The sequence below is a fragment of the Janthinobacterium sp. P210005 genome (assembly GCF_036231865.1).
In the GTDB taxonomy this organism is placed as follows: domain Bacteria; phylum Pseudomonadota; class Gammaproteobacteria; order Burkholderiales; family Burkholderiaceae_D; genus Janthinobacterium; species Janthinobacterium kumbetense.
In genome coordinates this window covers 150,328-162,245 of the sequence record NZ_JAZARC010000001.1, presented here as the reverse complement: position 1 = coordinate 162,245, position 11,918 = coordinate 150,328, and the positions used below count along the sequence as shown (strand labels likewise).

Sequence of the window (11,918 nt, the reverse complement as noted above, 5' to 3'; positions counted from 1 at the left end):
CTGGCAGGCTTGAAACCGTTTCGATTACTTGTCCAGCGCCTTCAAGACCTTGTCGGTGATGTCGATGCGCGGGCTGGCCCACAGGGCTTCCTGCAGCACGATGTCATATCCTTCGATATGCGCCATCTGCTGGATGATGGTGTTGGCTTTTTCCGCGATGGCGCTGCGCTCTTCGTTCGTGCGCTGGCTCAGGTCTTCGCGGAACTCACGCTGGCGGCGCTGCAGCTCCTTGTCCAGCTCGAAAAACTCGCGCTGGCGCTTGGCGCGCTCCGCCTCGCTCAAGGTCGGCATGTCCTTTTCCAGGGCTTCGTTGGCGACCTTGAAGCGGGCCGCCAGTTCCTGCACGGCTTTTTCACGCGAGCGGAACTCTTCGGCCAGCTTGGCGCTGGCCAGCTTGGCCAGCCTCGATTCGTTATAAATACGTTCGCTGCTGATCCAGGCGATCTTCGACTCCTGAGCCTGCGCCTGCACCGGCAACAGCGAACTCCAGCACAATGCAATCATGGCAAGGGACTTGGGCAGGGTGGCGGATGCGGTGTTCATGATACTCCATGGTCAAAAAGTAAAAGCTGTCGCCCCGTTTCAGATGGCCGGTTAGAAACCGGTGCCCATCTGGAACTGGAAGCGCTCCAGGCGGTCCGTCGGCTTGGCGTTCAGCGGCTTGGCATAGCTCAGCTTGAGCGGGCCCACCGGTGAAATCCAGCTGATGCCCAAGCCAGCAGAATAGCGCAATTGCGAAATCCGCATTTTTTCGCCTTCCTGGTAGACCTGGCCGCCGTCAAGGAAACCGAACCAGCGCAGGCTGCGGTCATTGCCCGAACCGGGGAATGGCATCTGCAGTTCCGCGTTACCGATCAGGCGCGAAGCGCCGCCCAGGGCATCGTTGGTGCTCGGTTCAACCGCGCCCAGCGAGGAACTCAGATAGCCGCGCACCGAACCGATGCCGCCGCCGTAGAAGTTCTTGAAGACCGGATACACGTGCTTGCCGATACCGTGGCCGTAATCGATCTCGCCCTTCAGCGCCAGGGTGACCTTGCTGAACAGCGGACGGAAGTACTGGTGCTCATAGATGGCACGGAAGTACTTCTGGTCGCCGATCAGGTCAGCCTCCAGGTTGACGCGCTGGTAGCGGCCGATCGATGGCGTCAGGGCGCTGTCGCGGCTGTCGCGCTGCCATGCCGCCGTCAGCGGGATGGAATTGGTGGTGGCCGAACCGATACCGTCGGACGGGCCGCCATTGTCCACCACGTACTGCTTGAAGCGGATCGGGCTGGTGACGTCGGTCTCGATGCGCGAGCGCTCGCCGCCGATACCGAAGAAGACGGTGTCGACTTCCGAGAACGGCACGCCGAAACTGACGCGGCCACCGGTTTGCTTGATCTTGTAGCTGCCGATGTTCAGCGCCGGCGGTTCCGTCGTCCGCAGGTAGACTTCAAAGCTGCGCGAAATGCCGTCGTCCGTGAAGTACGGATTGGTTTGCGAAAACGCAATCGTGCGGCTGTAATGGCTGGTATTGAGTTCAATGCCGACCGTGTTGCCGCTACCGGCAAAGTTGGCCTGCGAAATCGACGCCGACAGGGTGAATTTCTCCGATTGCGAGAAAGCGCCGCCGATCAGGAAGTTACCCGTTGGTTTTTCCACCACCGTCACGTTGACGTCGACCTGGTCGGTCGTGCCCTGCGCTTCCGGCGTGTCGATGGTCACGTCCTTGAAGTAGCCCAGACGGTCGACACGGTCGCGCGACAGCTTGATCTTGTTGCTGTCATACCAGGACGATTCGAACTGGCGGAATTCGCGGCGGATGACTTCATCGCGCGTGGTGGTATTGCCTGCGATATTCATGTGGCGCACGTAGACGCGCTTGCCCGGATCGATGAAGAAGGTGAAACCGACTTCATGCTTTTCACGGTTGATTTCCGGATTGGCGTTGACGTTGGCAAACGCGTAGCCGAACGTGGCCAGACGGTCCTGGATGCGCTTGTTCGTCGCCGTCAGGCGCGCGCCCGAATAGATTTCGCCTTCGCGCATCAGGTTCAGGGCTTTCAGCTCTTCTTCGCGACCGAACATCTCGCCTTCGAACTTGGTGCCGGCGATCTTGTATTTTTCACCTTCGGTGATATTGATCGTCAGGTAAATGTCTTTTTTATCGGGCGTGATCGACACTTGCGTCGAGTCGACCTGCATTTCGATATAGCCGCGGTCCAGGTAGTAGGACTTGAGCGACTCGATGTCGCCCGTCAGCTTGGTCTTCGAATATTGATCGGCCTTGGTGTACCAGCTGAACCAGCCGCCCGTGTTCAGGGCCAGCTGCTCGCGCAGTTCCTTGTCGGTGAAGGCCTTGTTGCCGACGATGTTGATCTGCTTGATGCGGGCCACGTCGCCCTCGTCGACGGCGAACACCACGTTGACGCGGTTGCGCTCGATCGGCGTGACGGTGGTGGTGATCTTCACGCCGTACAGGCCATGCGACAGGTACTGGCGCTTGAGTTCCTGTTCCGCGCGGTCAACGGATGCCTTGTCGAAAATCTTGGCTTCGCCCACGCCGATTTCCTTCAATGCCTTGACCAGCACATCCTTTTCAAATTCCTTGGTACCCGTAAATGCCACGGAAGCGATGGCCGGACGTTCCTCGACCAGCACCACCAGCACGTCGCCCTCGGCTTCCAGGCGCACATCCTTGAACATGCCCGTCGCATACAGGGCCTTGATGGCGGCAACGCTCTTCTCGTCGGAGAACGTTTCGCCGACCCGCACCGGCAGGTAGGCAAAGACGGTGCCCGCTTCGGTACGCTGGATCCCTTCGACCCGGATGTCCTTGACAGTAAATGGCTGGACGGCCAGCGCGTGGCCGGAACAGATGGCCATGACGGCGGCGCCGATCAGGCTGCGACGAAAGGAAGGCAAGGCAAAACGAGCAGAATGTAATTTCATTGGGGTTATTCAATGGGTAAATCAATGGACAACATACACAAAAGATTGCTTGTGCGACTCACGCAATGGCATCAACCACCGCCCTAATTCAGCAATCGCAACACGTCATTAAAGACGGCAAGCACCATCAAGGTCAGCAACAAACCGATCCCCAGGCGCTGGGCAATCTCGCCTACGCGCTCCGGCAAGGGGCGTCCGGTCAAAACTTCCAGCGAATAATACAGCAAATGCCCGCCATCCAGAACAGGAATGGGTAGCAAATTCATCACGCCCAGACTGATACTGATGAAGGCAATGAAGCTCAGGTAGCTTACCAGGCCGATGCGCGCCGTCTGGCCCGCGTAATCGGCGATGGTAATGGGACCCGTCACATTCTTCAGCGAGACCTGGCCGGTGATCATTTTGCCCAGCATTTTCAGGCTCATGACACTGGTATCCCAGACCTTGGCGGACGCCTTGCCCACGGCGGAGAACGGTCCGGAGGCCACGGTGATCATATCCGGCACCTGTCCCAGCTTTGCCTGTATCTTACCAACTGTTACAGCTCCCTCTGCCCCGGCGCCCGGCACGGCGTCCGGCGTAATGGACAGGGTCAGGTCCTGGCCCTGGCGCAAGAGCTGTAATTGCAAGGTCCGGCCCGGCGCCTGGCTCAGGGTGGCGATGACGGCCGCCACGTCGTGCACGGGCTGTTCGTCGATGGCCAGGATCTGGTCGTTTTTCTGCAGGCCGGCGCGCGCGGCGGCGCCATCGGGCATGATTTCCATCAAGGTGGGCGCGGAACGGGCCAGGGTCAGGCCCAGCTTGCCCAGCACGTCGCCTTCCAGGTCCGCTTCCGTCAGGCTGGCCGTCGGCAAGGTCGCTTCCTGCTGGCCACGGTCGGGACGGCGTACTTCGATGCGCGCCGGCTGCTTGTCGAGGGTGGCCTGGATCAGTTCCCAGCGCAGCTCGGACCAGCTGGCCACGGCCTTGCCATTCACCGATTCGACCGTATCGCCGCTGCGCAAGCCGGCCGCATAGGCGGCGGTCTGCTCGGCCACGGGGCCGAGCTTGCTCGACGGCTCTTCGATACCATGCATGAACAGGCCCGCGTACAGCACGATGGCGACGAGGAAGTTGGCCAGCGGGCCGGCGGCCACGATGGCGATGCGGCGCCACACGCTCTGGCGCGTGAATTCGCGGCGCAATTCGCTTTCCGGCAAATCGCTGAGGTCTTGCGCGCGGCTGTCGAGCATGCTGACATAGCCGCCCAGCGGCAGCGCGGAAATCGCCCACTCCGTCTGGTCCTTGCCAAACTTGCGCGAATACACCACTTTTCCCATGCCGATCGAGAAACGCAGCACTTTTACGCCGCACCAGCGCGCCACCAGGTAGTGGCCCAGCTCGTGCAGGGTGATAAGCGAGCCCAGCGCGACGATGAACGCCAGCAAGGTGGTAATCAGGGTCATGCGGCCAGCCTGTGGGCGATGTACGCGTGCGCGGCCGCTCTGGCCAGGCGGTCCTGCTCCATCACGGCCTCGATGCTGGAGGCGGCGCCGTGCGGCACCGTCTCGATCACGTGCGCGATGACGCGGTCGATCTGGCGGAAGCCGATCTGTTCGTCGAGGAAGGCTTGCACGGCCACTTCATTGGCCGCGTTCAGCAAGGCCGGCGCCGTGCCGCCCGCGCGCAAGGCGTCGAAGGCCAGCGCCAGGCAGGGGAAGCGGCGGAAATCGGGACGTTCGAACTGCAAGGTGGCCACTTGCGCCAGGTCAAGCTGCGCCACGCCAGAGTTGATACGCTGTGGATATGCCAGCGCATGCGCGATCGGCGTGCGCATGTCCGGATTGCCCAGCTGGGCCAGCACGGAACCGTCGATGTACGACACCATCGAATGGATCACGCTTTGCGGGTGTATCAGCACCTCGATCTGCTCCGCCGGCGCGCCGAACAGCCAGTGCGCCTCGATCACTTCCAGGCCCTTGTTCATCATGGTGGCCGAATCGACGGAAATCTTGCGCCCCATGGCCCAGGTCGGATGCTTGCAAGCCTGGTCCGGCGTGACCGTGTCGAGCGTCTCGACGTCGCGCGTGAGGAAGGGGCCGCCTGACGCCGTCAGCACGATTTTCGCCACGCCCGCGGCGCCGGGCGCTCGGCCATGGGCATGCGGCATGCATTGGAAGATGGCGTTATGTTCGCTGTCGATCGGCAGCAGTACGGCGCCGTTGTCATGCACGGCATCGATGAACAGCTGGCCGGACATGACCAGCGCTTCCTTGTTGGCCAGCAATACTTTCTTGCCAGCACGGGCCGCCGCCAGGGTCGGCGCCAGGCCGGCCGCGCCGACGATGGCCGCCATCACGCCCGTCACTTGCGGCGCGCTGGCGATGGCGCACAGGGCCTCCACGCCATACTCGACTTGCGTATCGACGCCCTGCCCGCGCAGCAAACGTGTCAGCTCAAGGGCGGCGTCAGCCGTGCCGACGACGGCGCGCTGGGGACGGAATTGCAGGCACTGGGCGGCCAGTTCGGCGACACGGCTGTGCGCGCTCAACGCGTACACGCTGTATTGCTCCGGGTGACGCGCGAGCACGTCCAGGGTGGACACGCCAATCGAACCGGTCGCGCCAAGGATGGTGATGTATTGCATGAGTTTCCTTAAAGCCAGCTGGCCACGAGGGCGGCAAATGGCAGGACCGGGATCAACGCGTCGATACGGTCGAGTACACCGCCATGGCCGGGCAGCAGGTTGCTGCTGTCCTTGATGCCGGCGCGGCGCTTCAATTGGGATTCGAACAGGTCGCCGACGATGCTGGCGGCGACGATCAGCAGCAGCACCAGCAAGGCCACCAGCCAGCCGCGGCGCAATTGCAGCTGCACGGCAAAGGTGTCTTGCAAGACCGGCAGTGCTGGCGCGGCGAAAATCGTGATGGCGGCGATGACGAGCACGGCGATGCCGCCGCCGATGGCGCCTTCCCAGGATTTACCTGGGGAAATACTTGGCGCCAGCTTGCGCTTGCCGAAAGCCTTGCCCGAGAAATAGGCGCCGATATCGGCGATCCACACGAGGGCCATCACGGACAGCAGGTACAAAGGGCTATGCAGGAACAAGGCGATGATGGCGACGAAGCAGCCGACGATGGTCACCGGATACACCAGGCTGAGCAAGGTATTGCCCAGGCCTTCGGTGGGCGGCAAGCCCGTCGCCAGCGAAGGCACGAAGCGGATCAGCCAGATGGCCACGCACAGGGCGAACCAGAAATTGAGCTGCGCCATGCCGTTGCCGACAAAAAACGTATAAGCGAAGGCGGCAGTCCAGATGGCGGCAATCAGGAGCGCCTGGCGATTTTTGAAAATGCGGAAGCTTTCCCAGATGGCGGCGCCGAAGAACGCCGTGGCGATCACGGCGAAGGCGGGGAAGTAATTCAGATACAGAACCGGCAGCAAGACCGCCAACAAGACCAGGGCGGTGATTATCCGTGTTTTCAGCATCAGTTTGTCTTTTCAGTTAATTGCGCGCTGGTACGGCCAAAGCGCCGTTCGCGCTGCTGGTAAGACGCGATTGCCGCGTCGAGGCACTCGTCATTGAAGTCGGGCCAGAAAGTCTCGGTGAAAAACAACTCAGTGTACGCCAGTTGCCACAGGAGGAAATTGGAAATGCGCTGCTCGCCGCCCGTGCGGATGAACAGATCGGGCTCGGGCGCGTAAGCCATGGCCAGGTGCGGCGCCAATTGCTCTTCCGTGTAGGCGTGCCCGGCGCTCTGGCCGTTGGCTGCCGCCTCGGCCGTCATTTTGTTGACTGCCTGCATGATATCCCAGCGGCCGCCGTAATTGGCGCAGATGGACACCGTCAGGCGCGTGTTGTTCGCCGTCTTGCGTTCCGCATTGGCGATCAGGGTTTGCAACTGCTCATTGAAGCGCGACAGGTCGCCCACGACCTTGAGGCGGATATCATTGGCGTGCATCTTGACCACTTCGCGTTCCAGCATCGTGACGAACAGGCGCATCAGCATCGACACCTCTTCTTCCGGGCGGCGCCAGTTTTCCGAACTGAAGGCAAACAGGGTCAGGTACTCGACACCGCGATCGAGGCAAGTCTCGACGATGCCGCGCACGGCGTCGGCGCCCTTGACGTGGCCAGCCACGCGGGGCAGGAAGCGCTTGGTTGCCCAGCGGCCATTGCCATCCATAATGATTGCCACATGGCGCGGCACCGTGCCCACCTCAGGTACTGCCGTTGTCGAACTCGAATAGATCATGAAAACACGAATACCAAAAATAAAAGATAGCTATTATGCGCCAAATAGCACTGCCCGGAAAAGCCATGCTTTCCCGGGCAGCGTCAAAAGAACTGAAAACTAGACCGTCAGCACTTCTTTTTCTTTGTCGACCACCATCTTGTCGATGTCGGCAATAAACTTGTCCGTCAGCTTCTGCACTTCTTCCGACGAGCGGCGCTCATCGTCCTCGGAGCAGGCTTTTTCCTTGACCAGTTTCTTCAGCGACTCGTTCGCATCGCGGCGAATGTTACGCACGGCAATCTTCGCGTCTTCCGCTTCGCTCTTGACCAGCTTGACCATTTCCTTGCGGCGCTCTTCCGTCAGCGGCGGCGTCGGAACGCGGATCAGGTCGCCCTGTGCCGACGGGTTCAGGCCCAGGTCGGCGTCGCGGATGGCTTTTTCGATGGTGTTGGCCATCTTCTTTTCGTACGGCTGCACACCGATGGTGCGCGCGTCGATCAGGGTCACGTTGGCGACCTGGGTCAGCGCCGTCGGCGAACCGTAGTAATCGACCATCACGTGGTCCAGGATACCCGTATGGGCGCGGCCGGTACGCACTTTGGCCAGGTCGGCCCGCAGTGTTTCCAGCGACTTCGTCATGCGTTCCTGGGTGTTCTTTTTAACGTCAGCTAAGGACATTACCTACTCCTTGTCTTGATAATAATGAATATTCTATTGCGCTTGCGGGTTGAATAGTACCGCAGCCGGGAGTGCCGAAAACCGTTCAGGGCAAGGCGCAGCGCCGAAGACAGTACTTAATGTACGGCGAGGCGCTGCAACGCAGCCATGAGCGGTTTCTCGGCGCTCCGCTTTCCTTATACGTGAACCAGCGTGCCTTCATCTTCACCCATGATGACGCGCATCAGCGCGCCCGGCTTGGTGATCGAAAACACCTTGATTGGCAGTTTCTGGTCGCGGCACAGGGCGAATGCGGTGGCATCCATCACTTGCAGGTGCTTGGCGATGGCGTCGTCGAACGTAATCGTGTGGAACAGGGTGGCGTTCGGATCCTTCTTCGGATCGGCCGTGTAGACGCCGTCGACCTTGGTGGCCTTCAGGACGATCTCGGCGCTGATCTCGGAACCGCGCAGGGCGGCTGCCGTGTCGGTGGTGAAGAACGGATTGCCGGTACCGGCGGCGAAGACGACCACTTTACCTTCTTCCAGGTATTGCAGGGCTTTCGGGCGGACGTATGGCTCGACCACTTGTTCGATGCCGATGGCCGACATGACGCGCGCGGTGATGCCGACGTGGCGCATGGCATCGGCCAGGGCCAGTGCATTCATCACCGTGGCAAGCATGCCCATGTAGTCGGCGGTGGCGCGGTCCATGCCTTGCGCACCAGGCGCGACGCCGCGGAAGATATTGCCGCCGCCAATCACGATTGCCAGTTCCACACCCAACTTTGCCACCTCGGCCACATCGGCCACCATGCGCTCGATCGTGGCGCGGTTGATGCCGTAGGGATCATCACCCATCAGGGCTTCGCCGGACAACTTGAGGAGGACGCGCTTGTAGGCTGGTTTTGACATGAGCTGGGGCTCCATAAATGAGGTTATTCGAGTATGACATGGCGCAGCGCCTTGCAGCGCCGGATAGGCGGGAGGAAGCTGCCCATGCCGCCGCCCGGCACGACAGGTGCGGGCGGGCCAAAAAAACGGGCCTCTCGGCCCGCTTTACTTACGCTCCCTGGGAGGCAGCCATCTGTGCTGCGACTTCTGCTGCGAAGTCGTCTTGCTTCTTCTCGATGCCCTCGCCCACTACGTACATGGCGAAACCTTTGACGCTGGTGTTAGCCGCCTTCAGCATTTGCTCAACCGACAGCTTGTCGTTTTTCACGAAAGCTTGGTTCAGCAGGGAAACTTCTTTCAGGAACTTCTGTACGGAACCTTCCAGGCGCTTGGCCAGGATTTCCGGCGATTGCGCTGGCTTGCCTTCGGCGGCCGCTTTGGCTGCGTCTTCTTCGGCTTTCAGTTGTGCAACCGAACGCTCTTTTTCGATCAGTTCCGCAGGAACTTCGTTCGACGACAGCGACACTGGCTTCATGGCAGCGATGTGCATGGCCACGTCTTTGCCGACTTGCTCATCGGCGCCGTCGAATTCGACGATCACGCCAATGCGCGAACCGTGCAGGTACGAAGCCAGCTTGGCGCTGGTTTCGAAACGCTGGAAGCGGCGGATGGTCATGTTTTCGCCGATTTTGCCGATCAGGGCAGCGCGCACGTCTTCCAGGGTCTTGCCATCGAGTGGCAGGGCCAGCAGAGCAGCGACGTCAGCCGGGTTGTGTTCCGCTACCAGACGGGCAGCGTTATTGGCCAGTGCCAGGAAATCGTCGTTTTTCGCAACGAAGTCGGTTTCCGAGTTCACTTCGACCAGGGCGCCTACGCCATTGGCGATGTAGGTTGCCACGACGCCTTCAGCGGTGATGCGTGCCGATGCTTTCGATGCCTTGCCGCCCAGTTTGACGCGCAGGATCTCTTCCGCACGAGCCATGTCGCCTTCGGCTTCGGTCAGTGCTTTTTTGCATTCCATCATTGGTGCGTCGGTTTTGCCGCGCAATTCGCCTACCATCGCTGCTGTAATCGCTGCCATGTGTTTCTCCTGATTCGGTGAGTCGATAGTCGCGGCCGGGCATGCATGCCTCGCCAGCGGTCACTATCGTTTTTTTTGTTAAAAAAAAGGGGGAGCTGCTGCCACCCCTTTTCCCTTACTGCTGTGCTTACAAACGGCTATCCTGCGATAGCCTGGCCATTAAGCCTGTTCGTTTACTTCGACGAATTCGTCGCCAGCGGCTGCTTTAACCATTTCAACAACTTCGTTACCGGCAGCTGCACGGCCTTCGATGATTGCATCAGCAACACCGCGAGCGTACAACATGATGGCTTTCGAGGAGTCATCGTTACCTGGGATCACGAAGTTCACGCCTTCTGGGGAGTGGTTGGTATCGACAACGCCGATGACCGGGATACCCAGTTTAGCTGCTTCGGTGATCGCACCTTTGTGGTAGCCGACGTCGACGACGAAGATTGCGTCAGGAATGCCGCCCATGTCCTTGATGCCGCCGATCGATTTTTGCAGCTTGATCATTTCGCGGGAGAACATCAGCGCTTCTTTTTTCGACAGCTTCTCGATCGAACCGTCTTCGATCATCACTTCCATGTCTTTCAGACGCTTGATCGAGGTTTTGATCGTTTTGAAGTTGGTCAGCATGCCGCCCAACCAACGTTGATCAACGAAAGGCACGCCAGCGCGTTGTGCTTCAGCAGCGATGATTTCGCGAGCTTGACGCTTGGTGCCAACCATCAGGATGGTGCCACGGTTTGCAGCCAGTTGACGCACGTGCTTCATTGCGTCCTGGTACATCGCCATGGTTTTTTCCAGGTTGATGATGTGGATCTTGTTGCGATGGCCGAAGATGAACGGTGCCATTTTTGGATTCCAAAAACGGGTTTGGTGACCAAAGTGGACACCGGCTTCCAGCATTTCGCGCATTGTTACGGACATTATTAACTCCAGGGTTGGGTCTGGAATCCGATCAGTCACCATACAGGCACCCTTGTCGACCGGATTCGCGTGTTTATATAAATTAAAGACACTGTTTTACTACATTGCTTAAAAGAGAATTCAAGCAACCCGGGATTCTACACCGAAATGCCCATTTCATCAAGTCCACGGCACAAATCGCGCGCGCAGCGACGGCAAGCGTTGCACCACGCTGGTGCAAGGCGTATCCGCCATGGCCATTCCCGCAAAAAACGCCTGCCCGCCCTAGGATGGAGGCGGCGGATACAGGGCGCCTCGTTTATAATTTCGACATATTTGCAGACTTTTCCTCCTACGCTGAGATTCGTCTGTGCTTTTCACCCGAACAACTTGCAGATTGCGAATTACATCATGTCCACCATCCGTATCAATACCGCCGCCGACATCGAAGGCATGCGCGTTGCCGGCAAACTCGGCGCCGAAGTGCTCGACTACATCACTCCCTTCGTCAAGGTCGGCGTCACGACCGGCGAACTGGACCGCCTGTGCCACGAATACATGGTCAACGTGCAAGGCACCATCCCTGCCCCGCTGAACTATTGCCCGCCCGGCTACACGCCCTACCCGAAAGCCATCTGCACCTCCGTCAACGACGTCATCTGCCATGGCATCCCCGGCGACAAGGTCTTGAAAAGCGGCGACTCCGTCAACCTCGACATCACCGTCATCAAGGATGGCTACCACGGCGACAACAGCCGCATGTTCCTCGTCGGCACGCCGACCATCCTGGCCAAGCGCCTGTCGGAAATCACCTATGAATGCATGTGGCTGGGCATAGCCCAGATCAAGCCCGGTGCCCACCTGGGCGATATCGGCCACGCCATCCAGCAGCACGCGGAAAAGGCCGGCTACAGCGTGGTGCGCGAATTCTGCGGCCACGGCATCGGCAAGGTCTTCCATGAAGAACCGCAAGTGTTGCATTACGGCAAGCCAGGCACCCTGGAACGCCTGGAAGCGGGCATGATTTTCACCGTCGAACCGATGATCAACTCGGGCCGCCGCGAAATCCGAGAAATGAACGATGGCTGGACCATCAAAACCAAGGACCGCAGCCTGTCGGCGCAATGGGAACATACGGTGCTGGTGACGGAAACGGGCTATGAAGTGCTGACCGTCTCGCCCGGCATGCCACCGCCACCGGCCTTGATCCTGAACAAAGCCTGATTCTCCACCCCACGCACCGCCACC

At 59.9% G+C, this 11,918-nt stretch carries 11 protein-coding genes; 1 reads left to right on the top strand and 10 read right to left on the bottom strand.

What is annotated here, in order from left to right; all coding sequences use genetic code 11:
* Positions 1 to 24: 24 nt before the first annotated feature.
* From VPH40_RS00730 to rpsB, 10 genes are all read right to left on the bottom strand, one after another.
* The gene (locus tag VPH40_RS00730) at positions 25 to 543 is read right to left on the bottom strand and encodes an OmpH family outer membrane protein (RefSeq protein ID WP_077403376.1); all 519 of its coding nucleotides are present in this window, start codon (positions 541 to 543) and stop codon (positions 25 to 27) included.
* 51 nt (positions 544 to 594) lie between these two features.
* A complete protein-coding gene (gene bamA, locus VPH40_RS00725) occupies positions 595 to 2,931 on the bottom strand; it encodes an outer membrane protein assembly factor BamA (protein WP_099664327.1) in 2,337 nt (778 codons plus the stop codon).
* A gap of 83 nt (positions 2,932 to 3,014) precedes the next feature.
* Positions 3,015 to 4,376, bottom strand: coding sequence for an RIP metalloprotease RseP (rseP, locus tag VPH40_RS00720; protein ID WP_328572323.1), 1,362 nt, complete (start codon positions 4,374 to 4,376; stop codon positions 3,015 to 3,017).
* Positions 4,373 to 5,557 (bottom strand): 1-deoxy-D-xylulose-5-phosphate reductoisomerase, encoded by a 1,185-nt coding sequence (gene ispC / locus VPH40_RS00715; protein ID WP_099664329.1) that lies wholly within the window; start codon positions 5,555 to 5,557, stop codon positions 4,373 to 4,375. The genes rseP and ispC overlap by 4 nt, the downstream gene beginning before the upstream one ends.
* Positions 5,558 to 5,565: 8 nt before the next feature.
* Positions 5,566 to 6,399, bottom strand: coding sequence for a phosphatidate cytidylyltransferase (locus tag VPH40_RS00710; protein WP_251349122.1), 834 nt, complete (start codon positions 6,397 to 6,399; stop codon positions 5,566 to 5,568).
* Positions 6,399 to 7,166: a polyprenyl diphosphate synthase gene (gene uppS, locus VPH40_RS00705; RefSeq protein WP_099664331.1), complete on the bottom strand. Its 768-nt coding sequence runs from the start codon at positions 7,164 to 7,166 to the stop codon at positions 6,399 to 6,401. Before uppS ends, VPH40_RS00710 begins: the two co-directional genes overlap by 1 nt.
* A 99-nt stretch (positions 7,167 to 7,265) precedes the next feature.
* On the bottom strand, positions 7,266 to 7,826 hold the full coding sequence (frr, locus tag VPH40_RS00700; RefSeq protein ID WP_034784152.1) for a ribosome recycling factor: 561 nt from the start codon (positions 7,824 to 7,826) through the stop codon (positions 7,266 to 7,268).
* A gap of 176 nt (positions 7,827 to 8,002) precedes the next feature.
* Positions 8,003 to 8,719 carry a UMP kinase gene (gene pyrH / locus VPH40_RS00695; RefSeq protein WP_034752258.1) on the bottom strand — a complete coding sequence of 239 codons (717 nt, stop codon included), beginning with the start codon at positions 8,717 to 8,719 and terminating at the stop codon, positions 8,003 to 8,005.
* Positions 8,720 to 8,867: 148 nt separating this feature from the next.
* Complete coding sequence (gene tsf, locus VPH40_RS00690) at positions 8,868 to 9,779, bottom strand: translation elongation factor Ts (RefSeq protein ID WP_034752260.1); 912 nt, start codon at positions 9,777 to 9,779, stop codon at positions 8,868 to 8,870.
* 159 nt (positions 9,780 to 9,938) lie between these two features.
* Positions 9,939 to 10,691, bottom strand: a complete 753-nt coding sequence (rpsB, locus tag VPH40_RS00685; protein ID WP_010397614.1) for a 30S ribosomal protein S2 — start codon at positions 10,689 to 10,691, stop codon at positions 9,939 to 9,941.
* A 390-nt stretch (positions 10,692 to 11,081) separates the two neighbouring features.
* Between rpsB and map the strand changes: the two genes are divergently transcribed.
* The gene (map, locus tag VPH40_RS00680) at positions 11,082 to 11,894 is read left to right on the top strand and encodes a type I methionyl aminopeptidase (protein WP_099668116.1); all 813 of its coding nucleotides are present in this window, start codon (positions 11,082 to 11,084) and stop codon (positions 11,892 to 11,894) included.
* Positions 11,895 to 11,918: the final 24 nt, after the last annotated feature.

Coding starts and splice junctions, on each gene's coding strand:
- VPH40_RS00730 (WP_077403376.1), bottom strand. CDS start 543: ATGAACACCGCATCCGCCACCCTGCCCAAGTCCCTTGCCATGATTGCA.
- bamA (WP_099664327.1), bottom strand. CDS start 2,931: ATGAAATTACATTCTGCTCGTTTTGCCTTGCCTTCCTTTCGTCGCAGC.
- rseP (WP_328572323.1), bottom strand. CDS start 4,376: ATGACCCTGATTACCACCTTGCTGGCGTTCATCGTCGCGCTGGGCTCG.
- ispC (WP_099664329.1), bottom strand. CDS start 5,557: ATGCAATACATCACCATCCTTGGCGCGACCGGTTCGATTGGCGTGTCC.
- VPH40_RS00710 (WP_251349122.1), bottom strand. CDS start 6,399: ATGCTGAAAACACGGATAATCACCGCCCTGGTCTTGTTGGCGGTCTTG.
- uppS (WP_099664331.1), bottom strand. CDS start 7,166: ATGATCTATTCGAGTTCGACAACGGCAGTACCTGAGGTGGGCACGGTG.
- frr (WP_034784152.1), bottom strand. CDS start 7,826: ATGTCCTTAGCTGACGTTAAAAAGAACACCCAGGAACGCATGACGAAG.
- pyrH (WP_034752258.1), bottom strand. CDS start 8,719: ATGTCAAAACCAGCCTACAAGCGCGTCCTCCTCAAGTTGTCCGGCGAA.
- tsf (WP_034752260.1), bottom strand. CDS start 9,779: ATGGCAGCGATTACAGCAGCGATGGTAGGCGAATTGCGCGGCAAAACC.
- rpsB (WP_010397614.1), bottom strand. CDS start 10,691: ATGTCCGTAACAATGCGCGAAATGCTGGAAGCCGGTGTCCACTTTGGT.
- map (WP_099668116.1), top strand. CDS start 11,082: ATGTCCACCATCCGTATCAATACCGCCGCCGACATCGAAGGCATGCGC.